The organism is Diplocloster hominis, from assembly GCF_032380655.1.
Taxonomy (GTDB): domain Bacteria; phylum Bacillota; class Clostridia; order Lachnospirales; family Lachnospiraceae; genus Diplocloster; species Diplocloster hominis.
On sequence record NZ_JAWDIY010000039.1, the window covers coordinates 12,245 to 35,942 of the forward strand.

Below are 23,698 nucleotides of genomic sequence, written 5' to 3' on the forward strand. Positions count from 1 at the left end.
AGGTTCTCGAAATTTATGTAAGATTTCTAAGGATCCTTTTATAGCGATTTTCGAGGACGATGGATTGGTTTTATCGGGCACCCGATTATCTTAGCATAGTAAAAAGTATTTTACAATGTTGGAAGTTAGGATCCTGTTGGAAGTTAGAAACCGTTGAAGGTTAGGATACCCTAAGAGGAAAATTTGGAGTTATTATGCGTAAATTTAGTCTTTGTCAAGGAAAGCGGGGCTATTTTAAAGAATCCAGCCAAATGCCGTCCTTTACCTGCCAATAGTGCTCCGATAAATCGTCTTCCAGGAAAACCTTCAATGTCTTTGCCATGCCCTTGGCCAGATTCAGCGCGGGCAGTTCGGAGAGTTTCGTCCAGTAGACTTCACCTTCCGGGGAGGATGTCAGAGTACCGGTAAAACGGTTGGTTTTATATAAGAAGATCACATAGCGGATGCCGTCGTCATAGGGCCACTGCTTTATTCCGCAGAGGCAGGGATGGGATATGTAAAGACCCGTTTCCTCATATACCTCCCGGATAACCGCATCGGTAAAGGATTCCGCCGCTTCTACGTGTCCGCCCGGGAAGGCGATGCCTTTCCAGCCGGGGTCTTTCCTGTCCTGAACCAGGACGTGGCCGGCATCGTCATATATCATACACATGTTGGTAAAGATGGTTTTTTCGATTCGATCCATTGTGCGCTCCTGCTTTCTTTTATAATACTTCTATATTGGTGATTATGCTCGTGGATATGCACGATACCTGATTTGAGTGCTTTGCGCAAACCCTATTTTATCATTTTATAATCGTCGGCACAATGGGTATGTTGATAGGTACGTGACAGCCCGGCCGGGAAAAACCGCTGATCCCGGTTCCCTACGCGGAAGAGACAATGCATGGGGTTCAATAGAAACGAAATATTTTTCTCATTGCTGATAGCGCATGAAACCCCGAACAAACTGCAGGATCATCTTTACCATGGCTGCATCTTTGCCGCCGGCGACCGTCAGCATCTGGTCGATGGCTGCCAGCGTCTGTCCCTCGTCCAGCATCTGCTCTCCGGCGATATCGGCCAAGCCTGTCAGAAGACTGTTCCAGTACTGTTGACCATCCGGTATAATAAGCATGATGGAGAGTAGAATACAAACGGCTTTCTTAGCTTCCTGCGTAAGCGGCATATCGTCAAGTTCCTCCGGCGCACAAAACGGTACGCGCCTCCCCGGGCCGGATAACCAATCCCCGTTTACTTTTCCTTCCCTTGGCAGTCCCAGACGCTCATATTGTTCGGCGGGAGCCTTATTTTGCCGCATGAGGGTGCACATTAAGTTTATCAGGCGGAGTTTTAAATCCTCCTTGTCCGTTATTGGGTGTTCCTGGTCAGGGTCTTGTTCCAGATCAAACAAAAGGTCGCCATACCAATAGGCGTTGATATAGGAGTCTGCTTTATATTTCAGCACTGGCACGGGCGCGAACGGCTCCCGTGAAATTTGCGGATTGCGCAGTTCCGGAAGGCTGAACATACTGTCCATATGCATGGGCATCAGAGTGTAGTTGTACAGCGGCCCGTTCGTCTGGCTGACCGGCGCACGCATCAGCACTGCTTTCCCGTCCGTGACATTTACATGAGTGCCGAATGTGCCAAACAATGCGCCTTCCCGGACTGGCGTATCATCCTCAATTACAGGGGTAAGATCCCTTCCGTCCGTGGCATCCGGCGCGTCCACACCGAAAAAACTCAGCAGAGTCAGGGGGATGTCCACCGTCTGCACAAGCGCGCTGCGCCGTTCGTTTGCATGAGCTGTACGTGGATCCCATACAAAAAAGGGGGTGTGCACAATTTCGTTGTAACAGGGCTGTGTATTTTTACCCATCCAGTCTTTTTCGCCCAGCATAAAGCCATGGTCGGTATTTACAATCAGCATGGTATCGTCCCACAGATCAAATTTATCAAAGGCGTCCAGCACGCGGCCAAGGCTTTTATCACAGAAAGCCACGAGAGAGGCATAGAGCTTGTTCAGATGTACCGTTTGCTCGGACGTGTAAGCATTCAGACCATAGTTTGGCCAATCAAGATGCTCGCCGGCGTAACTGTCAGGGTAAAGCCTGACATATTCTTCCGGTACGTAATAGGGCTCATGCGGATCAAAGGTCTCAATCTGTAAAAACCATCTGTCCGCGTTGTGGTTGCGGGCAATGAAGTCTATTCCATTGTTCAGTGTTTGAGTTTGGGGCATTTTCTCCTCGTCAGACAGAAATTTTCTGTTTACCCAGTCCTGACGCCAAAGGGGTCCCGGATGGGGCGACACGGCTTCGGGAATTTCGGGCTCCGCCACCTGGCCCATCCAATGATCCCCCTCCTGACCGCGGCTTTGCTGCCAGCTGTTATAGCGGTTGTGATAGGTGGCCCCGCCATCTTCCCAATAATGGCTGTGGTCACTGACAAGATGAGTGTATACACCTGCTGCTTTCAGACGCTCTATGCAGGAGTCGTCAAAAGGTTCCAGCGGCCCCCAGCTTCGGTGCAGAAAATTGTATTTCCCAGTATGCAGTTCACGCCGTGCGGGCATGCAGGGCAGCCCGCCTGCATAAAAATTATCAAAGGTGAGTACACGTTTTTGTAGCCGCTCAAAATTGGGAAGCTTAGCCCAACTGCATCCGTAGGATGGCAGGGCTTTGCGGTTAAGGGAATCAAACATCAGCATAACGACTTTCATAATGAATTATATCCTCCTTACATTTTTTTACGACTGTATTTCACTGTCCGGCAGTCCTGAATCACGCCTTCCCAGTTCAGGCCAAAAGCAAAATCATATCTGTTGCCTTCACTGTCCACATGGCAGTCCATATCAAAGGGCTTATCTTCATGCTGCATTTCCACCGTCTCCATATTGGCGGGAATCTGCATCGGCAGCAGGCCGGAGGGTTCACTGCAGCCGCTCAGAATTTCCAAAATTGCCTGGGGCATATCCCCAAAAGAAACGAGAATGGCATCAGCGAAGGGTTCAAACTCGGCCATTACCATAGGACCCGGGGTACGAACGCAAACGATGACCGGCTTTTTTCCCATTGCTCTGCGGGCTTCCAATATCATATCGAAATCACTCTCATTGTCGACGGTCACAGTTTTTCCCCTATAGGAACGATTACGGAAACTCTCTTGGGGATCGCCGCCGGCAATGCTCTTTGTCCGGGATACCGCCGCAGTGTAAGGCCGGTATTGCAGGCTGATGGGCACATAACCGTTGCCGCCCGCTTTCACATCCTCCGCGTCATAACCGCGCAGCAGATGGGAAGCGGCGGTGCCTGGCATACGGATAAAGCAAAGGGCTGCATCCGCTTCATCCGGACTGTCCACCACATCAAAATAGCGCGCTGCCAGTTCAGGACTGAAAGGCGGAGCCGATCCCTCGGGAATCTTGTTGCCCAGCCAATCTACAAAGCCGGGCGTGTGTTGGTTGGGAATATACACTTTAGCCTGTTTCGCGAGGGGCAGTACATGAGCCTTATTTTTCAGCAGCACCAGGGATTTTACCTGCGCCTCAAAGCCTTTGGCCATATATGCAGGGCAGCCTACTAGACGGGCTGTGTGCTCAGCGTCCAGATAGGGGTTTTCAAACAACCCGGTGCAAAAGATGTTGCGGAGCAGCCGCTGGGCGGATTTTTGAAACCGGTGTAACATAAAGTCCCCGCCGTGGCGTTCCACACCCAGCTGGTATGCGCCGAGTACCGGCTCTTTTACGTTCAAACCGCCGAATTGGTCCACTCCGGCCATAATGATCTTATAACAGCGCTCCTCCTGAGACAAATGTTCAACGCCCCAACATTTGCCGCCGTACACACTGTCGACCGGGCCCTCATCGGCTGTGATGCCCCAGTCGGTACACACCACCCCTTCATAGTGATACTTTTCCCGCAGAAGAGTTGTGATCAGGTATTTGCTATAGCCGCTGCCAACATTTTCGTTATTCTCGCGGTCTTGCCCGTATACTATCGTATAATAAGGCATCACGGCTGAAGCCTTGCAGGTTTTACCCTCCAGCCGGAACGCCCCCTCCAGAAAAGGCACAAGGTGTTCTTCAAAGTTACCGCCTGGATATACGGAGTATTTTCCGCAGGGGAAGTGGGCGTCACGGCCTGCCTCCACTGCGCCTCCCCCAGGCCAGTGCTTGGCCATGGCGTTTACACTGTCATACCCCCAGCCATCTTGCAGCTCGGCCGCTCCTTTGGAGGTTTGTAAACCGTCGCAATAGGCACGGGCAAGGTCGGCCGCCAATTTCGGACTTTCTCCAAATCCGCCGGAGAACCGTGTCCAGCGGGGTTCGGTACTCAAGTCAATCTGTGGGGACAACGCCGTGGTGATCCCCAGCGCCCGGTATTCTTTGGAAACGACCTCGCCAAAGCTTCTAACTAAAGCTGGGTCAAAGCTGGCGGCCAGGCCCAGGGGCTCGGGCCAGTGGGAGATGTCACCGCCGGCTCCGGCGTCAAACTCAAAAGTGACGGTGGTGCCGTGACGGGGGTCGGAACTGATGTTGACAGGAATGCCTAAGGGCATGGATTCGGCCAGGGCCTGCAGTTCGTTGTTCCAGTTGGCCGCGTCAAATGCTGACTGCACATATACCACCAGCACATGGCGCAGAAAATGGTCTTTGACAAATTCAATCTGCTGGTCGCTCAGTGCATGGACGGGTGCGCCGCTGTCGGCAAATTCCCGGCCCTGATAGGTGTGCCGCCCAAAATAGGGATTGGAGACACTGGGCACAAATTGGTGGGAGCTGTAAAGCATCAATCCGGCGATCTGTTCCACGGTCATGCGGGAAGCCAGGTCTTTGGCCCGGGCATCAAACGGCAGACGCCAATCCTCATAGGGGTGCAGCACGCCGTCTTTGGCCAGGTCCTTGAAATATAAGCCATCCTTTTCGATGATTTTTACGCCGGAGTTTTCATCAAACATCAGCGTCGGGCCGCCGGGGTTCTGAATTTTTTTTAGCTTGGGCATACTATTTTGCATCGGGGAATCTCCTTTTTCTATCCTGTTTTATTATGATTTTATAGTGCGCCGTTGTTCAGATCCCTGAGAATCTTCGGCAGATGTTTGTCCAGAGTGTAGCCGAACAGCAGGATAATGCTGACTACCTGCAAAACGGCGGGGATATAGATATACACGGCCAGAATGGCATTCAAAACGCTATCCGCCTGCACCTTGGCGGAGGCAATATAGCCGCCCCAGGCCAGTACCCAGCCCACCAGGGCGGACCCGATACCGGTTCCCACTTTACTGCCGAAGCTGCTGGAGGAAAAGACCAATCCCTCGGTACGCACCCCGGTCTTCCATTCCCCGTAGTCTATGGTATCAGCCAGCATCACAAAGCCGACTGCGGATACGGGACCCAAACTTAAGCCGCGCAAAGCCTGTCCTGCCAGGGTCAGCGCCATACTTCCGGGATCGATTATCTGGACAACAAATCCTCCCAAGCCTATAAATGAGAAGATCAAACAAACGTTCCGCTTGCCAAATTTCTCTACCAAGGACGTCGAAAAGACCAGAGAAAGCATCATGGGCAGCAAATTAATGATTGTGATAAAACCGCCGAGAGTATCATTACCCAGCCAATAGGCCGCATAAAAGACGTTCACGGCTGCTGTTGCCGAAATGATGGTGATGATAAGATTTGACAGCGTGCGGTTCCACCAATGTTTATTTTTCACCAACGCCAGAAGGGCGGTTTTTACCGGAACAATCTCTCGTTTTTTTTCTGTGTCTGTTAGACGCTCTTTTGTACCGGCAAAGGCACCAAAAAACATAAACGCCGCGATAATGCTTAATATAAGAAAGGTAGTGGTCCAGGCGCCAGGCCCTCCTCCGAAACCGTTGACCATGGGCATGACTATGGCGTTTACTAGAATGGCACAGAGTGTCGCACCTATCATTCGGAACACATTTAGCGACGTTCGGTCCTTTGGATTATCAGTAATAAGGACGGAGAGCAGACAGTATCCCTGGTTTATTGCAGTATAAACTACTGTGGACAGAAGGTTGTAGGTTATGTAGGCATAGACCAGTCTGCCCAGCGGCCCAAGAGAATGTGGTACAGCAAATAGAAGCATGGTCGCTATGGCGAAGGGGATCGCCATCCATAAAAGCCAGGGGCGGGCCTTGCCGAATCGGCTTTTGGTCCTGTCCAGGATCAGCCCCATGATGAGATCAGAGATGCCGTCCAGTACGCGGGACAGTACGAACATGGTACCGATGGCGGCTGCTGCGATGCCAACGGACTCAGTATAATAATAAGTAGAAAAGGCTGTTACGCCGCTCCAGACGATGTTGCTGGCAAAGGCGCCCATACTATAAGCTGTTTTTTCCCGCAGAGAGATTTTTTCCTTTACGCGATAACTTACCGTTAATTCTTTGTCCAATTTTTTTCCTCCTCTGTATCAATAATGTGTATGAGTATTCCATCGTTTCCGACTTTGTGATATAGTAAAACGGATGGAAGTATATTAATTATTATAGTGCAACAGCGGAATATTTCTGTGCGGAATAAACGCTTAAAGGCTGCTTTGTGTATCATTTTGAACACAGTAATAGGGGACGGATTATGGACACGGATAATTATTGGAAGTTATACAACCGAACGAGAACCGGAGGGCAGCCCAGGAAATTTCTCTATTCCACTGTGGTTGAAAACCAATCCTCCCTATGGATGTCCGCGGTGAGTCCTTTGGAAAATCGTAATATCTGCATCAGGCATGCCGATATGGCGCAGAGCTATCAGTTGGAAGCTGTATGGCAGGGCAGCCAGCACCCGGATGATGAGATTGTGCTGCAAAGCCATGACTATTTTGACATGATTCTGGTTGTGCAGGGGGAACTGGAGATTATGATCGAGACAGGCCGCTTCCGTTTTGAAACCGGAGATGCCGTGCTTTTGAACCGCAATACACGGAACTATATCTTTCAGGGGCAGGATGCTGCCTTTATGGCGCTGTGCCTCTCCAAGGAATACCTGTCGGAATGGCCCCAAGGACGGGAAATGCTGGTAAATAAGCACCGAAAAACCGGCGTTTTTTTTGCCCGTAACCTGCAAAGCGATCTGGACGATAACAAGGACTACATGGAATACCGCCTGTACCATGGCGCGGCCGGTGATGAAGCCATTGGCATGATGAATGATATATTTTCCGAGCTGCAGAAGCGCGCGCCCGGATATACCCATGTTCTGCGCGGACTGGTATTTCGCCTGTTCGGCATATTGGAGAATGGACAGGCTTACCAGACCTTGTATGTGAATCTGGGCTGCGCAGCCAGCCGGGACCTTGTGGATGAAATCAAGCGGTATCTCAGTCATGTTAAAAGACGTGTCACGAGGGATGAGCTGTCGAACCAATTCCACTACAGCCGCAACTACATCGCTAAAGTGTTCGCTAAATACACCGGAGAATCCTTGCAGGAATACAACCGGAGGATCTACCTCAACGAAGCAAAACGCCTGCTCACAGAGAGCCGCAGGAACATCAGCGAGATCGCGGAGCAGGTGGGGTTTGTGAACCGAACACAATTTTATACACTATTTCGGGAATATACGGGCATGTCTCCGCAGGAGTACCGGACTTCGGTTAGAAGCCCCGGTCAGGACGAGCGGAAAAATGCTGATCATTAAATGATGGTGACGGAAAAATGAAAAAATTATTCTAACTCTATTGACAAAATTTGAGAATGTTGTATAATATCTACTGTTACGGGTTTTCATTCAAAGAAAATTCGTGTGCGTGTAGCTCAGCTGGATAGAGCACTTGGCTACGGACCAAGGTGTCGGGAGTTCGAATCTTCTCACGCACGTCATAAACCCTTGTAAACTACAGTTTTACAAGGGTTTTTACGTGTTAAAATATAAAGCAGACTTTGCTGAATTTTGGAATAATATAAACGGTAAGGTGGAAGAAGGGTATATCATAATAAAAAAGCGGAACCGTTTCGCCCCCTGTAAGACAGGTGTGAAAGAGGAGGAGCGTTCCATAATTCTTATTCGGGTAAAAATGTACTTGGAGTATGCTTATGAAGAATAGTAACAGGCGTCAACCATTGGGAAAGCGTTTAATACTGAATGTACTCTTTTTTTTAATCCTACCGTTAATTTCGGTCGCAGTGATTATCAATATACTGGTTTCCGCAACTTTGGCGGATCGGATCTGCCGGCAGCAGTCTGCCGCGCTGAAACAATGCGAGTTCGGGTTAGAGGAACTTTTGAAAGATATGGAATATCTGTCTCTCGTTTTATTATCTAATAACAATGTCCAAACCATTGTGGATGACGATGCAGAGATTGTCAGAACCAAGTTCGATCTGTCGAATGACATTCAAACTCTGCTGGAAACACGAGACTACATACAGTCGATCTGTATCAGCAAGGAAGATGACATCGTGTTCCAATTCAAGGATATTGTCGCCAAAGAGAACAGTTCGTATCGGGATGCCGTAGAGTCATTGGACGGCCGAGTATATTGGACGCCGGCCTATGAGCTGACCGACCGCATCCTGGGGAACGGGCCGGTGCGTGTGATATCTCTGATGCGGGAGATCAGGAGCCTTTATAACTGGAAACCCCTGGCGATTGAGCGGCTGAGTATCGCGGAGGAAACGCTTTGCAGCTATTATGATGATCTGTATATAGATGACGGTGGTAAGCTATTTGTGATAAATGAGGACGGCTGCGTGATCTCCTCTCCGGATAAACAATTAATCGGACGGGACATGAGCGGCCAGGCTTATATGGCTCAAATACGATCCGGGGAAGAAGAGTTTTTTAAAACGACTATCGATCAGAAGCGGTACTGGGTGTTTCAGCTCGAAATTCCCTCAACTGGCTGGCATGTGATTCAAATCTTACCCAATAGTATGATCCGTGGCCAGATGGGTGTGATCAATCTGTATATGGCATTCAGTATCCTGATTTGCATCCTGTTTGCGATTACATTCTATTTTTTGCAGAAAAAGACTGTAGTTCAGCCGATTATCAAATTGTCGGACGAGATGAAACAGGTCAGAACCGGTAATTTCAAACTGCATCTGGAAGTACGAAACGGTGACGAGATCGGGGACCTGGGCGAGTCCTTTGTGGAAATGGTAGAAAAGATCGATGAGCTGATCAATCAGATTTATAAAACGGAGCTGGCGGAAAAAGAGGCAAGATTAAAAACACTGGAATCCCAGATCGATCCGCATTTTCTTTTTAATACCCTGGATACCATACGCTGGATCGTCCTGCGCAACGGCGATCGGGAAGCGGCAAAACTTGTAAGCGCCCTTGCTGATATTTTCCGCCAGGTTCTCAATGAGGGCCGGGAGATGACGACCATCGGCGATGAAATCAGCCAGGTACAAAAATATATGATGATCCAATCCTATCGGTTTGGTGACAGAATCCGCATGGAGACGGAAGTGGATCAGACTGTTTTAGATTGCCGGACGATTAAGCTGATTCTGCAGCCCTTAGTGGAAAATGCAATCAAGCACGGCCTGGAATGTAAGCTGGGTACCGGAACGATCCGCTTGAAGGTTCAAAAAGCCTCGGATACGATCTGTATATCCGTGGAAGACGACGGAATTGGCGCGGATGAGGCGGTTATAAGCGAAAAGATGATGGAACAAGAGGATACATTCACGGTATTTGCACTGAAAAACATTGACCGCAGGGTGAAACTTAAATTCGGGCTGGAGTATGGCCTGAGATTTTCAAGTAAAAAAGGCGTCGGTACAAAAGTGGATGTTCTGATTCCTCTTATAAGGGGGGAATACGGTAGTGAAGCTGTTGATCGTGGATGATGAGGCAATCATCCGGGAGGGGTTGCGCTCATCAATTGACTGGCAGGAGATCGGCATTGATGCGGTTTATACCGCAGAAAACGGTCTGGAAGCGCTGGACTCATTTTGCACTCACGGACCAGAGATTGTAATCACCGATATCAAAATGCCCGGTATGGATGGACTGGAATTGAGCGAGAAAATCGTGGAGCTCGGCAAAAACGTACATATCATCATTCTCAGCGGCTATTCTGAATTCGCTTATGCTAAAAGAGCGATGCGGCTCGGCGTAACCGATTATGAACTCAAACCGGTGGACTTAGAATCCCTGAAAAACCTGGTGTCCAATGCTATCGACCGTCAGCGCCAGGAACGATCCAGGGAAAAATTCAACCATCAGGCGGAAAGCGTCTACTGGAATACGGTGGTCCAGAAAGTGCTGCTGGATAACATGGAATTGGATGATTCTCTGCTAGAGGGATTATCAGGATATTCCGGAATAAATCCCACACAGGAAATCATCTGCCTTTTGGCGGAGCCGGATATTGGCATGTGTGGTGTCACAGTTTCTGATCTGCCGGTCGCAATCCGGCACCATCTCCACGCGATCGGACATGTGGAAGGCTTCCTGGTCTGTGATGGAGAGAAGGAGCAGAAGGTCATTGTATTGGCAGTCCCTGCACATTGGACGCGGTTCGTTGTCAAAGAACTCCACGATTCCCTATGCAGTGCAATGGAATCCGACGGTGCCGGTTCCATATCAATCGGCGTCAGTGAAACCGGAAATCTCAGGATGCTCTTCGCCCTTCGGGAACAGGCAGAGTTAGCGCTGCGGCATAAATTCTATCGGACAGCAGAAATCGTTCTGTATTATGAGGACATCAAAGGCATACGTGGGACGGTTCTGCAAAGTGTGGATGTGGATGACCTGCTGGGGGCCTATATGATGCAGAGGGAGCAGAAAGCGGCACAAGAGACGGTAGGGCAGATGTTCGATCGGCTCGTTTCGGCACACTGTATTCAGCCGGAAGCAGTTCGGTCTATGTGTAAAGAACTGGCTGGTACCATGGTTCGTCTGATACATAATATGCACATTCTCTTAAGACCGGAATATGAAGTGTCGTTTAAACGATGGTCAGAGCTGCCGGAGTACGATACCATAGATGGCTATAGGACCTGGGCTTTGCGCACGCTTTCCGATCTGTTCGAAATCATGGATACACACAAACCGGTGCGCAACAAGGCTCTGATGATGCGGTGTGCAGCATATATTCAGGAGCACTTCCGGGAATCGCTGACGGTGGGCGATTTGGCTTCATTTATCCAGCGTTCACCTAATTATCTGAGCCATTTATTTAAAATGGGATTTGGTATATCGTTCAGTGAGTACGTCAATCAGGTGCGAATCCGGGAAGCACAGAGGCTGCTGCGGCATACGGATATGCTTGTATATGAAATCGCCAGGGAAACGGGGTTCAGCGATTACGACTATTTTAAGCAGGTCTTTAAAAGAGTAGCCGGTACGTCGCCGTCAGACTATCGAAATGGAATTATGCATTTATAGAAGAAGGAAAAGAGCCAGACTGTTTACCGAACCAGACAACAGTCTGGCTCTTTTTTTGTTTAAGTGGATATCTCCCGTAAAATAAAATGAAAAACGTAGATAAGCTACTAAATTTGAAGTTTTGTCCCCTACCGCATATGATAAGGCAAGATATACAATAGAAACAGGAGAAATCCGAATTACTTACAGTAAAATGTTCAATAAGAGGAGGAGAAGGCATGAAGAAACTATTAGTGTCACTATTGGTACTGTGTATGTTTACAACAATGTTCGGGTGTGGGGCATCCGGGAATGCAAAAAGCAGTAATTCACCGGCTGACAGCAATACGCCGGCAGGGAACGCTGCACCGGCGGATAGCGAAGCCCCGGATAATGGTAACGGCGAAGCGGCGAAAACAGCGGTAAAGTTCTATGGATTAGTGAAAGAGTTCGCCGATGGCGACCAGATGGTCCAGATGGTCCAGGAACAGCTGCCGCAATACAAAATCGAACCAATCCAGGTCGACTGGGCCAATCTCGCCACGGTTATTTCCACCGGGATTGCGTCAGGGGAACCCTGTGATGTCTACGCATACTGGCCCGCAGCCATGAAACAGTTTGTCAATGCCGGCCAAGCGCTGGATCTAACACCATATCTGGATGCTAACGGCGGGCAGTGGAGAAGCCAGTTCAATCCAGGGGTTCTGGCACTGGGAACCTATGATGGGAAAGTATATAATATTCCGTATGGAACATCGTTCGGCTGTATGTTTGTCAATAAGACAGCCATGGAGAAGGCCGGTCTGGAAGTGAAACGGAACTGGACTTACGACCAGTTTATGACGGATATGCAAGCTCTGCAGGATTCTGCGGGAATGAAGGCTCCATTCGCAGTTGACAAAGATCAGATCATGTCCATGTTCGCGTATATGTTTCGTGGTAAAGCAAATGAGAACGGGAATTTGGACGCTCTGGGCAGCGCGGAATACCAGTTTAACTCGGAAGAAGCAAAAGAGGCGCTTGAGAAGTACAAAGCTTTGTATGATTCCGGCTTGTGGTATGGCGGCCATGATGGTGGGTTGAGTGTTTCCAGAGATGAGGTAACATCAGCCTTTCTGCGGGGTGAGGTTGGCGCTATCGTAGAATCCGCTGCAGTATATGGGACATTGGTGGAACAGTGTGACTTTGAAGTGGGCGTCGTATTTATCCCTAATCTGCTGGACGACCCCAGTAAAGCTACAGTTATGGGATTCGGCGACGGGTTGTTCGTCCCCGCGAACTGTGCGAATCCGGAGGGCGCAGTAGAAGCCATCAAGGCATTTACCAGCGCTGAAGTACAAAAGGTTCATGCCGAATCCGGTTTTTTGATTACCAATGTCAATGTAGAAATTGAAAATCCCGAGGTTTCGGAACTGGTATCCATCACGACCAGTGGTTTTGATTCCCGGGACTATGCTAACATTTCTCCGAAATTCCAGGACTTTGAAGGAAAACGTCTAATCCCTGATGTGTTTCTGAATGGAAAAGCGATTCCGGAAGCACTCAACGAGTACGAGGCGTTGCGCCAGGAAGTCATGGGAAATTAAGAGATAGTGGAGGAAGTGAAATGTCAACCATCGGCTATCGATCAAATCATCATAACAAACAGGATAAACGGATTATTCGTACCGGCTTTCTGTTTTTGCTCCCGGCTTTGCTGGCAGTCTCGTTTTCCACATTATTCCCGTTCCTGTTCAACATCATTCTTTCCTTTTTTCATTGGGACGGGTATAAGAAGATCAATTGGGTCGCAGGTGGTAATTACAGGGAATTATTTACAAGTAATATTTCTTTCCTGCATATACTTGGAAATTCGGTCTATCTGGCAGTTCTGACAACCATTCTTACCGTGGTCAGCGGCGTTGTCATGGCGCTGGTGCTCTATAACCTGAAACAGCGGGCAGGCAAGATCTCTACCTTAATCCTGTTCCTTCCTGCAATGATGCCCTTTACCATTGTAGCGCTCTTGTTTACCTTTCTTCTGAATAACCAGATGGGACCGATCAACAGCTTTCTGCGGGAAATCGGACTTGATTCTCTGGCGTTAGCCTGGCTGTCCAACCGGCGTACGGTTATTCCGGTAATGGCGGCTGTCAGTGCTTGGCGGTATGCGGGTTCCACCATGATCCTTTGTTTTGCAGCCCTTCAGAATATACCAAATGATTTGATGGAGGCTGCGCAACTGGATGGGGCAGGGTATATCAACCGGCTCCGTAAGATTATTTTGCCGCTGATCGCCCCAATGATCAAACTCCAGGTGGTCCTGACACTGATGGGCGCCTTTAAATCCTACGATGTGGTCAGGGTGATGACAAACGGGGGGCCCGGTATAGCCTCCTATACCGTATCCATGCTGATGCTGGATACCGGATTCAATTATCGGGAATATGGGCTGGCGGCATCCATGGGATGCATATTGACGGCCGTGATCTTAATTTCGATCTTTGTGATCAATAAGCTGTTCAGGAGTGAATCGTATGAATTCTAAAAAGAAATGGCACAGAGCACAGCCGCATGTTATCGTAAGCTATATTTTGGTTATAATATTCATTTTGTCAGCCGTTTTGCCGGTAGTATTTACATTTATGACATCTTTGAAGTCAAATAAAGAGTTCTTCAATAACATATACGGTCTGCCTCAGCAGATCACCTGGACCAACTATGCAGTGGCCTGGAAAGAAGGCTCGATAGGTACTTATTTTGGAACCAGCATTACGGTCGTCGGGATAACCGTCGTGATTACTACTATTTTGGGCGCGTTAGCAGGATATGCGCTGGCCAAGATGAGGATTCCCCATGCGGATTTTATTATTCTGGCGTTACTCGGTTTAAATATGCTGCCTTCGGAATCAGTGGTGATGCCGCTCTATATTATGCTGGCCAAGTTGGGCATGACGGGAAAACTCATCTCCTTAATTTTGCCGTACATCAGTTGGGGGCTGCCCATGACCATCTATATTTTCCGTAACTTTTTTGCGACGATTCCCGGTGAGCTGCTGGAGGCTGCCAGAATTGACGGTTGTTCGGAACTGGCAGCCTTCCGGAAGGTTATCATGCCGTTGATGCTTCCGCCTGTGGCGACGACAGCAATACTGAACTTTGTGGGCTGGTGGGGAGAATTATTGTGGGCCAGTATTGTGCTGTCTGCCTCTACAGTCAAAACCATACCGCTCGGCATTCTGTCGTTTCAGGGTCAGTTTTCAACAAACTGGGGCGCGCTTACTGCGGCAACCTGTATTGTCCTGATTCCAATGATTCTCTTTTTTGCTATAGCTCAGAAGTATTTTATCAAAGGCCTGACGGAAGGGGCTGTAAAGGGGTAGATGACAGATGCCCGGCTTGACAAAAGGAGGGACGAATATGAGAAGGAATGGGTGCATATTTTCTGTTTTATTGTTGATGCTGGTCTTTCTCCAGACAATGACAGTCTATGGAAATACAAAAACCGATGTATCTATTCAAGAGAGTGATACTGTGATGATACTGCAAAATTCTGAATTAGAATTACGATTTCAAGCAACCGATGGCTCTCTTGTCGGAATGAAAAATAAATATACGGATACGCAGTTATTAGGGGGGACGGATTATTCCGGATGGACTATGTTCATCAATACGTCCACAGACAATATTTGGGAGGCAAGTCTTGGAGATCGTGCAATCAAGGGAAAGGACTGCAGCCTTTTTGATATTACGTCCAGCACGCTGCCCGATGGCGTCCAGCTGAATCTCACATATAACAAGATCGGAAATATGGACATTACATTGGTCGTACATGTCACATTAAAAAGCGGGTCACCGATCTCTGAATGGACCGCGGAAATTATAAACCAGGAACCGGATACGACCATTACAGCTTTTGTGTTTCCGCAGATTACCGGTATTCAGGTTCAGGCAGGGGAAGAACTTGTATGGCCGTACCGGGAAGGACAGATCATCAGTGACCCGGGATCCAAACTGCGCTACCTGCGCTATCCGATGCCTGCTTCGATGCAGTGGATGTCCTTGTACACGGAGATGGATTGCCTTTATTATGCCGTGCTCGATGATACCGCGGCGTATAAGGAATTTCGGTTTGGATATGATCCTAATCTTTTACCGTCCTTAGATAATGCCCGTATGATGTCAGTGGCTCTCTGGCCTTATTCTGCAACAGGAACATCGTATCGCACTCCGATAGTCGAGGTCGGCGTTTGGAACGAAGGAAACTGGTACTGCGCGGCAGACCGCTACAAAACCTTTATAGAAACCGCGTGGGGTGATGAAAAACACCATTCCTCTACCGTGAACACCATAGGGGCAATCACAAACAAAATAATCCGGATGAATGGGGAAACGCTCAATACATATGCAGAATTGCCTGATGCGATTGCACAGGACCATGAAACTGGGATACACAACGCCTGGGTGTTTGGCTGGAACGATGACGGATTTGATACCGGTTATCCGGATTTTGATTTTATTCAGGAGCTAGGAGGGGCCAGTGCATTCACGGATGCGATTACGCAAATGCACCAACAGGGTGACACAGCTACGGCATATCTGAATGTACTTTGTGCGGATATGCAGAGCGACTGGTATCGGCTGCATCAGAATACTGAAAATATAGTTGGTGTGACGGGAGACAACTATTATTTTGCACTGGGCGAGAACAGAACTGGTGTATATATCTGTCCCTGTTCAAAAGCTTATCAGGAACAACTAGCCAGTCGGATAACTGCGCTGCGTGACACCGGTGCGGACAATGTTTTTTTGGATCAGGCGATGGAGCTGGATGCCCTCCAATGTTTTAATCCCGATCATGGGCATACCACACCTGCGACCGCCTACGCCGAAGGATTAAAAACGCTTATTACAAAGCTGCATGAGGTGTTTGGCTATGGCGGAAGCAGGGATAATTATTACTTTATGGCAGAAGGTATCAATGACTATCTATCCACGTTTGTAGATGTAGGCGTACCGGCCGCATACAGGAGAAGTGAGTATGCTTCCATGACGCCTGCTTTGGTTCAATACACCGTGCCGGCTGTCATCCTGGCCGGACCTGCAGGTGAGCCGCGCACTGCTGATGAGTTTGCAGCAGGATTCTTGATGGGGCAGCCCTTATACAATGACACCGGGATTTCCAATCCGATGCCGGATATTTTCAACCGGATTCAAAAGATCTATCTAAAAGAACCGGAAATATATAACTACGGGACCTATCAGGCACAAAAGGGAATGGAACTGGATGATGCAGGCTTAAAAGCTTCTGGGATTGTCAGCCGGGCCGGAGATACAATCGGGGTTCAATTCAGCAATCCCACTGCTTTACCTGTCACGGCAACACTGACTTTGGACTATGGTGCTTTGCACCTTTCGGGAGAGATAGAGAGCGTCAGAAATCTGGAAGTACCCGATGAAACAGTGGTGTACAATGCCGGGACATCAGGATGTAACCGAATTGCTTTTACGGTTACCATTCCAGCTTATGACATAAGAGCATATAAAATAGCCCTGCAAAGCAGTACCGGGTGTGTTTTAGAAGCAGAGTCGGCGAATATCCTCGGAAGCGGGACTGTATTGATGGATCCGGCGGCCTCGAATGGAAGGAAAGTGGGCTGTCTGGACACCGCCGGAAACGGATTGGCCTTTCCTGGAATTCCTAAGGCTGCGAACGGCATTACAATCCGGTATTCCCGCGGTTGGCAGGAGAGTTGCAGCTATAAGCTTTATATCAATGACAAATATCAATGCGACGTAACTTTTTTAGAGACCGGAGCATGGAATGAATATTTACTGTGCTCTATACCGGTGGATATGTCTGCTGGGGATACCGTCAGTTTAGTCAATGAAAATGGTGGAAATACAGCTGTCGATGTGGACTGCGTCTTCCTTTGGGACAGCTGAAGTATAAAATGAAAGGAAGTGAAAAGTCGAGAAAAAGTGTACTCGACGATGTTATGTGTGATATGGAGCAGATGGGATTTGGACTCTATAGTCTGAGCAGGTTGTCAAAAGCAAAGAGCCGGGCTATCAATGCGGAAAATCCCACAGGGGCGAATGGCTGCTGCGCGATGGCAGAGGAAGGAACGGGAAAGCAATGTGCGGCGGATCTGGGCCGGGGATGGAAGATTTCGCCCAGTGTTAACGTCGAACCTGGCCAGACAGTCACACTGGCAGAGATCGAAGGCCCTGGCGTAATACAAAGCTTATGGTTCGGCGGTTATGTAGGAAGAGACTTTATCCTGCGCATCTATTGGGAAGATCAGGAAAATCCCTCTGTTGAATGTCCTTATCCGGATTTTTTTGCATGCGGTTTTACGGATAACAGTCGTATCCCAACCGGGGGACCTCTGGTACAGATTAATTCCGTCCCGCTGATTGTAAACCCTAATCGTGCATTAAATAGTTTCTGGAGAATGCCTTTTCGTAAAAACTGCCGGATTACTATGGAAAACAGGGGAAAAGAGGACAGGTGCTGTTATTACCAGGTCAATTATTCTCTGGAGGAAATTAGAGGAGACGAGGCTTATTTCCATGCACAATTCCGCATGAGCGCACCATTAAAACCAATGGAGGAACATGTTATTCTCGATGGGGTGAACGGCACAGGCCATTATGTAGGGACGTCGCTGTCCGTAGGGTTAAATGGGACGGGAAAATGGTGGGGAGAAGGGGAAGTGAAATTTTATCTGGATGGGGATCTGGAATTTCCCTCTATCTGCAGTACCGGGACGGAAGATTATTTCGGGGGTGCCTATAATTGGGAGGTGGATGGCGCTTATAGAACCTATACGTCGCTGTATATGGGGATGCATCACGTCATGTGTCCGGATGGACTGTATCAGTCTCAGCAAAGATTCTCAATGTACCGATGGCATATCCCTGACCCGATCCGTTTTTCTGAGCATATACGTGTTACGATTCAGGATTTAGGATGGATGGATAGGGAGAAATATCTGGCCAGAAGGGACGATTTCTATTCCGTTGCCTATTGGTATCAGTCGCTGCCGACTAGTCCGTTTGAGCAGCTTCCTCATCCGCATGCACTTATTTTATAGGGTATTAAATATTTTCCCTGCCAGTAGCTAACCCTACTGGCAGTTTTATGCCGCCAGTAAATAGCTCTCATTTTTCTCCATAACTTTTTCATTTTATTTTAAAATGCTTTGTGTCTGGGAGGCAATCTGGTATATAATAACGTTATACCCGGCAATACTGATAAAATCAGGATAGCCCGGACAAATTGTTCGAATCGCCGCGCCGCGAAGAGGGCGTTGCGAACAAAGACGGCAGGGAAGCCGGAAAAAGGAGCGCTTGCTATGGTAGATCTTGTTTGGAAAAACCCAAAGGTTTATAGAATTCGGATTGAACTTCCCCGGAATCCTCTTAAGAATCTGAATATCTACGTTCTGCAGACCCCGGAGCGGTCGCTGGTGATCGATACAGGATTTAATAATCCTGAGTGCCATGAGGCTTTGTGGGCGGGGATATCGGAACTGAATCTGGATCTGTCCGCAACGGCTTTGTTTTTGACCCATTTCCATGCGGACCATATCGGACTGGTTTGGGACTTTGTGGAGCGCGGTGTTCCTGTCTATATGGGAAAAAGAGAATATGAGTATTCCAGGAAAATATACGCAGAGAACATTGTAAACGGGATGAACGCGGCTTTTACTAAGGAAGGTTTTCCAGGCGGCCTCCAGATGCGCCACGTGGGTGAGAGCAAAGGGAGGCTGGAAATACCCAAGCCCGGATTTCCGGTTAACGTGATCCAGGATGGGGATGAGCTTCCGATGGGGGATCTGAAGGTGCAGACGATCTGTACACCAGGGCATACGCCCGGACACACCGTGCTTTATCTGCCAAAGCAGCAGCTTTTATTTACCGGAGATCATATCCTGTTTGATATAACGCCGAATATCAGTATTTGGCCAGGTGTGCCCCATTCCCTTGCCGATTACCTGACGAGCCTTAAAATGGTTCGGAACATCCCGGTACAGGCGTCTTTCCCGGCTCACAGGGAAGCGGGCGGGGATATTTACCAGAGGATCGATGAACTCCTGGAACACCACCGGTGCAGGCTGGACGAGATCCAGCAGACGGTTATTGATCATCCGGGTACTACCGCCTACGAGACGGCCGGGATGATTCACTGGTCGCTTCGGGGACTGTCATGGGAGATGTTCCCGTATAATCAGCGCTGGTTTGCCATGGCGGAAACGCTGGCCCATCTGTATCACCTGGTGGATGAGGGGCGGATCGTACGGGATGAGTCGGGGGAGTTTGTGAGATACTACTGCTGGCAGTAGAACGAAGCCTGTGCGATGGCTGCTATATCTAAAAGGCTGCAAGGGATAACGTGGCAAGTGAATCCCTCGCGGCCTTTCGTTTTCAAATTTTCAATTCTGATCTCAATCCCACTGATCGGCACCGTGGAATCTATCATGGTTTTCCCCATTCTTGTATCCAGCATTCCGATTGCTCACAGTTAATTTGCATAATGCACAAATAGGAACCATAAAAATTGAGCAGAATCCCAATTCGGAAAGAAATCCTATTTTTCATTTGACAATAGGGGACATAAGAAATATAATTTAGTTACGTAATTAAATTACATAACTAAATTACAAATGGAGGTAGGATATGAAAAAAAGTATTTGGGGGTTCGTCGTATTAGCAGGATTAGCAGGAGCGTTACTGTCAGGCTGCGGGGCACTTAGCCTGTCACAGAATCCGCCATCCGAAAAGGTGGAGGAGAACAGGGAGGAGGAAAAAGATCATGCTGCCAAACCGTCACCGGATGCAGAGGCAGACAGTACCGGTGAAAATGCGGCTGCGGCTGCCAAAGATGAGGATCTCTATCTCGGTTTCAGCGCTGTGTCTTTTGACGACGCTTATATGGTGGAGGCTGGCGAGACTTTGAGCAGGCTGTGTGAAGAGCAGGGGATACGGTATACACAGATCGGAGCCGATGGTCAATCCGCAAAACAGGCGGAACAGATCGAGAACCTGGCATCCATGGGTGTGAACAAAATCCTGGTTACCCCCATCGACATTGGAGCCTTGACGGATGTATTCCGCAGAGTCCGTTCCCAGGGATGTGAAGTCATCTTTATAGGAGATCCGCTGGATGAAAAAGACTGTTTTGACGTAGCAATGAATGTGGACCAGTATCAGTTCGGATACGAGGCAGCGAAAACGGCAGCAGCCTGGATTGATCAGACGTTTCCGGATGCAAAGGATGGCAGTATCGAGGTGGCGGTGTTCGTGAACACATCCGTTGAGCCTTTTGAGAACAGGGCAAACGGATTAAAAGAGATAGAAAATCTGACACCGAAGGCGAAGGTGGTAGAGGTCTATGATACCGTCGGACAGACGAATGCGAATGCCAAATGCCAGGAATACGCGGATATGATGTTCGTCAGCCATCCGGATGTGAAAGTAGTATTGAGCCATTCCTCAGATTATGCCACGGCCATTGATGAGGTGGTACTGCGGACGAGCGGAGTGGATGTGACGAAATTCGGCATCTTCAGCTGTGACTGGCTGACCGCGGCGGCAGACAGTATCAAAAACAGCGTGGACAATAAGAGCAGTTTGCGCGGCCTGATCGATTCCGGTGATATGGGAGCGGCTATGTTTGATGTGGCCGTGGGTGAAGGCGGCACCGATGAGAACGGATATTTCCAGATTCCGCTGTCCACCATCACCGCTGAAAATGTAGACGAAGCTCTGGCAAGCCATCAATAGAAACAGTCGGGTGAGGGCACTTCCTTTCCTGAAACGGGAGGTTATAGAGGTCAAATGAGTAAAATACTGTCATTGGAACATATCAGTAAACAATATCCCGGAGTGAAAGCGCTAAGCGATGTTTCCCTATCTTTTGAAACCGGGGAGATCCATGCGATCATGGGGGAAAACGGGGCAGGAAAATCGACCCTGATCAAAATTATAGCAGGAGCTGTAAAGTCCGATGGAGGAACGGTGACTGTGGGAGACAGGCAGATCACGAATATGACCCCGTCTCTGGCTAGAGAGTGCGGGATTGGAGTGATCTATCAGGAATTTAATCTGGTCCCATCCCTGTCGGTGGCAAGAAATATCTGCCTGGGTGACCGGGTGGGGGGAAAGTTTCTGCCGGATTTCAAACAAATGAGAGAGAAGGCAGCGGCCATATTCCAAGAACTGGGAGTGGATATCGATCCGGACACCCAGGTGGCCGAGCTTTCCACAGCGAAGCAGCAGCTGGTGGAGATCGCCAAAGCTATGGCTAAGGACGTGAAAATCCTGATTATGGATGAGCCAAGCGCGGCTCTGGCTATGGCGGAAGTAGAAAATATGCTGAAAATCGTCATGCATTTGAAGGAGAGAGGAGTGACCATTCTCTATATTTCCCACCGCATGGATGAGGTGTTCCGCATCGCTGACCGGGTGAGCGTACTTCGGGATGGGTGTTATGTGGATACCAGAACCAGGGAGAAGTCCTCCCGCCGGGAACTGATCAACATGATGGTTGGCAGGGAATTCAGCGAGGAATTCCCGCCGCGGGAGGTGAAACCGGGCCCTGAGGTACTAAAGGTGGAAAATCTTAGCGGAAATGGAGACCGGGACATTAACTTTACCCTCCATAAAGGGGAGATTCTCGGGCTGGCCGGCCTGGTGGGAGCCGGCCGTACGGAGCTGGCCCAGGTGATCTACGGATGCGCCAGAAAGACCGGCGGCAGAATCCTGATTAACGGGGAAGAAGTGGATATCCGGAATCCGGGGCAGGCGGTGGCACACGGCATCGGGCTGATCCCGGAAGACCGGAAGCGGGAAGGCGTATTCCTGGAATACTCGGTCCGCTGGAACATCCCCATCATGAGCATGAAGCGGCTGTCCCGCTTTACAGTGGTCAACCAAAATCAGGTGGATGAGGTGGTGGAGCACTATACCTCGCTGCTAAAGATCAAGACCCCGGATATGGACCAGCTGGTGAGAAACCTGTCCGGGGGCAACCAGCAGAAAGTGGTGCTGGCGAAAACACTGGCGGCACAGACAGAGATCCTGATATTCGACGAGCCTACCAGAGGCATCGATGTGGGGGCAAAACAGGAGATCTATCACCTGATGAACGATCTGGTAAGCCAGGGGATATCCATCATCATGATTTCATCGGAGATGAAGGAGCTGATCGGGATGAGCGACCGGATCCTGGTCTTGTACGAGGGAAGGATGACCGGGGAAATCCGTAAAGAGGAATTCAGCCAGAAGCGCATCATGGAATTGGCTTCCGGTCTGTAATAAGGGATAGTGGAGGAAAAGCAAAATGAAGAAAAATTATTTCTCAGAATTTGTACGTAAAAATATGGCATGGGTTATCCTGCTGGTCATCGTTATCATTTTTACCTGTTTGTCACCAAACTTTCTGTCATTGACCAATATCTTGAATATTCTGGCGCAAAATGCCTATGTGGTGGTGGCGGCTATCGGCATATCCATACTCATGATGTCCGGCTCCATGGATATCGCGGTGGGTTATCTTATGAGCCTGTGCGGCGTCTGCGCGGGGCTGCTGCTGGTAAAAGCGGGCATGCCGACATTTCCCGCCATCCTGCTGACGCTGCTTTTGGGTGTGGGCTTAAGTATGCTGACTACATTAATCGCAAAGCTGCTCAGAATATCCCGGTTTATGGTTTCCGTAGGAACGATGACTATCTTTCAGGGACTTTCCTTTGTAGTATCGGGTTCCGTGTCTATCAAGGGATTTCCGGACTCCTTCAAGCTGTTGGGACAGGGGTATTTTTTCGGGATTCCGTTTCCCATCATCCTGATGTTCATTCTACTGATCATCATGAGCTTCCTGATGAATAAGACCTATTTTGGAAGCTATGTGTATGCGCTGGGCGGGAACGAAGAGGCGGCCAGGCTTGCGGGGATTCATGTTCATTTGATGGAGATGATCATCTCGGCACTGGCGGGAGGATTCGTCGCGCTGGCGGCTCTGATGCTGGTATCCCGGCTGGGATCTGCCCATTCCCTCACCGGTCCCGGAACAGAGTTCACTGTGATTACAGGCATTCTTCTGGGCGGTGTCAGCATCCGTGGCGGGGAGGGAAAATTATCCGGTGTCTTCGCAGGTATTCTCATTGTGGCGATCCTGGCCAACGGGATGCAGCTGGCCGGTCTGGATACCTACTACCAGTTCATCGCGAAAGGTGTGATCATGTTAGCCGCTATCGGTTTTGATGTCTATCAGCTGAGCCGCAGACAGCGGGTGAAGTTAAATCCGGATTCTCCAAAAACCAACGGCTAATCTACAGCGCACAGATTCAGTAATACAGATTCATTAATAGAAAGAGAATG

General features: G+C 49.1%; 17 protein-coding genes and 1 tRNA gene. 13 read left to right on the forward strand and 5 right to left on the reverse strand.

The genetic code is table 11. The annotated features are described in order from the left end of the window. Nucleotides 1-229: 229 nt before the first annotated feature. From ABC831_RS22715 to ABC831_RS22730, 4 genes are all read right to left on the reverse strand, one after another. Nucleotides 230-685 (reverse strand): 8-oxo-dGTP diphosphatase, encoded by a 456-nt coding sequence (locus tag ABC831_RS22715; protein WP_343250354.1) that lies wholly within the window; start codon nt 683-685, stop codon nt 230-232. A gap of 231 nt (nt 686-916) precedes the next feature. Then, the gene (locus tag ABC831_RS22720; RefSeq protein WP_343250355.1) at nt 917-2,704 is read right to left on the reverse strand and encodes a sulfatase; all 1,788 of its coding nucleotides are present in this window, start codon (nt 2,702-2,704) and stop codon (nt 917-919) included. Between the two features lie 17 nt (nt 2,705-2,721). Then, nucleotides 2,722-4,986, reverse strand: a complete 2,265-nt coding sequence (locus tag ABC831_RS22725; RefSeq protein WP_343250356.1) for a glycoside hydrolase family 3 protein — start codon at nt 4,984-4,986, stop codon at nt 2,722-2,724. 50 nt (nt 4,987-5,036) lie between these two features. After that, on the reverse strand, nt 5,037-6,404 hold the full coding sequence (locus tag ABC831_RS22730; protein WP_343250357.1) for an MFS transporter: 1,368 nt from the start codon (nt 6,402-6,404) through the stop codon (nt 5,037-5,039). A 182-nt stretch (nt 6,405-6,586) separates the two neighbouring features. On the opposite strand from ABC831_RS22730, the gene ABC831_RS22735 reads away from it, so the two are divergent. The 10 genes from ABC831_RS22735 (at nt 6,587) to ABC831_RS22780 (ending at nt 19,662) form a co-directional block, all read left to right on the forward strand. Beyond that, entirely contained in the window at nt 6,587-7,648 is a 1,062-nt protein-coding gene (locus ABC831_RS22735; RefSeq protein WP_343250358.1) for a helix-turn-helix domain-containing protein, read from the forward strand. Between the two features lie 105 nt (nt 7,649-7,753). Next, a tRNA-Arg gene (locus ABC831_RS22740) sits at nt 7,754-7,827 on the forward strand. 216 nt (nt 7,828-8,043) lie between these two features. Beyond that, a complete protein-coding gene (locus ABC831_RS22745; RefSeq protein WP_343250359.1) occupies nt 8,044-9,810 on the forward strand; it encodes a sensor histidine kinase in 1,767 nt (588 codons plus the stop codon). Further along, the gene (locus ABC831_RS22750; protein ID WP_343250360.1) at nt 9,788-11,353 is read left to right on the forward strand and encodes a response regulator; all 1,566 of its coding nucleotides are present in this window, start codon (nt 9,788-9,790) and stop codon (nt 11,351-11,353) included. The genes ABC831_RS22745 and ABC831_RS22750 overlap by 23 nt, the downstream gene beginning before the upstream one ends. A gap of 218 nt (nt 11,354-11,571) precedes the next feature. Continuing rightward, nucleotides 11,572-12,918 carry an ABC transporter substrate-binding protein gene (locus ABC831_RS22755; RefSeq protein WP_343250361.1) on the forward strand — a complete coding sequence of 449 codons (1,347 nt, stop codon included), beginning with the start codon at nt 11,572-11,574 and terminating at the stop codon, nt 12,916-12,918. A 20-nt stretch (nt 12,919-12,938) separates the two neighbouring features. Continuing rightward, complete coding sequence (locus tag ABC831_RS22760) at nt 12,939-13,859, forward strand: carbohydrate ABC transporter permease (RefSeq protein ID WP_343250362.1); 921 nt, start codon at nt 12,939-12,941, stop codon at nt 13,857-13,859. Continuing rightward, complete coding sequence (locus ABC831_RS22765; protein ID WP_343250363.1) at nt 13,849-14,694, forward strand: carbohydrate ABC transporter permease; 846 nt, start codon at nt 13,849-13,851, stop codon at nt 14,692-14,694. The genes ABC831_RS22760 and ABC831_RS22765 overlap by 11 nt, the downstream gene beginning before the upstream one ends. Nucleotides 14,695-14,731: 37 nt before the next feature. Next, entirely contained in the window at nt 14,732-17,257 is a 2,526-nt protein-coding gene (locus tag ABC831_RS22770) for a DUF6259 domain-containing protein (protein ID WP_343250364.1), read from the forward strand. A gap of 8 nt (nt 17,258-17,265) precedes the next feature. Continuing rightward, the gene (locus tag ABC831_RS22775) at nt 17,266-18,411 is read left to right on the forward strand and encodes a glycoside hydrolase family 172 protein (RefSeq protein WP_343250365.1); all 1,146 of its coding nucleotides are present in this window, start codon (nt 17,266-17,268) and stop codon (nt 18,409-18,411) included. Between the two features lie 261 nt (nt 18,412-18,672). Beyond that, entirely contained in the window at nt 18,673-19,662 is a 990-nt protein-coding gene (locus tag ABC831_RS22780) for an MBL fold metallo-hydrolase (RefSeq protein WP_343250366.1), read from the forward strand. On the opposite strand, the gene ABC831_RS22785 is transcribed toward ABC831_RS22780, so the two are convergent. Next, complete coding sequence (locus ABC831_RS22785; RefSeq protein WP_343250367.1) at nt 19,647-19,826, reverse strand: hypothetical protein; 180 nt, start codon at nt 19,824-19,826, stop codon at nt 19,647-19,649. The genes ABC831_RS22780 and ABC831_RS22785 overlap by 16 nt on opposite strands. A 170-nt stretch (nt 19,827-19,996) precedes the next feature. On the opposite strand from ABC831_RS22785, the gene ABC831_RS22790 reads away from it, so the two are divergent. From ABC831_RS22790 to ABC831_RS22800, 3 genes are read left to right on the forward strand one after another with little or no spacing between them, the layout of a single operon-like run. After that, nucleotides 19,997-21,103, forward strand: a complete 1,107-nt coding sequence (locus ABC831_RS22790) for a sugar ABC transporter substrate-binding protein (protein WP_343250368.1) — start codon at nt 19,997-19,999, stop codon at nt 21,101-21,103. Between the two features lie 54 nt (nt 21,104-21,157). Further along, the gene (locus ABC831_RS22795; RefSeq protein WP_343250369.1) at nt 21,158-22,636 is read left to right on the forward strand and encodes a sugar ABC transporter ATP-binding protein; all 1,479 of its coding nucleotides are present in this window, start codon (nt 21,158-21,160) and stop codon (nt 22,634-22,636) included. Nucleotides 22,637-22,661: 25 nt separating this feature from the next. Continuing rightward, nucleotides 22,662-23,648 (forward strand): ABC transporter permease, encoded by a 987-nt coding sequence (locus ABC831_RS22800; protein ID WP_343250370.1) that lies wholly within the window; start codon nt 22,662-22,664, stop codon nt 23,646-23,648. The last annotated feature ends 50 nt before the right edge of the window (nt 23,649-23,698 follow it).

Bases quoted from the DNA above. Each gene is read 5' to 3' on its own strand.
- ABC831_RS22795 (WP_343250369.1), top strand. From the start codon at position 21,158: ATGAGTAAAATACTGTCATTGGAACATATCAGTAAACAATATCCCGGA.
- ABC831_RS22780 (WP_343250366.1), top strand. From the start codon at position 18,673: ATGGTAGATCTTGTTTGGAAAAACCCAAAGGTTTATAGAATTCGGATT.
- ABC831_RS22765 (WP_343250363.1), top strand. From the start codon at position 13,849: ATGAATTCTAAAAAGAAATGGCACAGAGCACAGCCGCATGTTATCGTA.
- ABC831_RS22790 (WP_343250368.1), top strand. From the start codon at position 19,997: ATGAAAAAAAGTATTTGGGGGTTCGTCGTATTAGCAGGATTAGCAGGA.
- ABC831_RS22760 (WP_343250362.1), top strand. From the start codon at position 12,939: ATGTCAACCATCGGCTATCGATCAAATCATCATAACAAACAGGATAAA.
- ABC831_RS22735 (WP_343250358.1), top strand. From the start codon at position 6,587: ATGGACACGGATAATTATTGGAAGTTATACAACCGAACGAGAACCGGA.
- ABC831_RS22745 (WP_343250359.1), top strand. From the start codon at position 8,044: ATGAAGAATAGTAACAGGCGTCAACCATTGGGAAAGCGTTTAATACTG.
- ABC831_RS22770 (WP_343250364.1), top strand. From the start codon at position 14,732: ATGAGAAGGAATGGGTGCATATTTTCTGTTTTATTGTTGATGCTGGTC.
- ABC831_RS22715 (WP_343250354.1), bottom strand. From the start codon at position 685: ATGGATCGAATCGAAAAAACCATCTTTACCAACATGTGTATGATATAT.
- ABC831_RS22785 (WP_343250367.1), bottom strand. From the start codon at position 19,826: ATGCTGGATACAAGAATGGGGAAAACCATGATAGATTCCACGGTGCCG.
- ABC831_RS22775 (WP_343250365.1), top strand. From the start codon at position 17,266: ATGAAAGGAAGTGAAAAGTCGAGAAAAAGTGTACTCGACGATGTTATG.
- ABC831_RS22755 (WP_343250361.1), top strand. From the start codon at position 11,572: ATGAAGAAACTATTAGTGTCACTATTGGTACTGTGTATGTTTACAACA.
- ABC831_RS22725 (WP_343250356.1), bottom strand. From the start codon at position 4,986: ATGCCCAAGCTAAAAAAAATTCAGAACCCCGGCGGCCCGACGCTGATG.
- ABC831_RS22720 (WP_343250355.1), bottom strand. From the start codon at position 2,704: ATGAAAGTCGTTATGCTGATGTTTGATTCCCTTAACCGCAAAGCCCTG.
- ABC831_RS22800 (WP_343250370.1), top strand. From the start codon at position 22,662: ATGAAGAAAAATTATTTCTCAGAATTTGTACGTAAAAATATGGCATGG.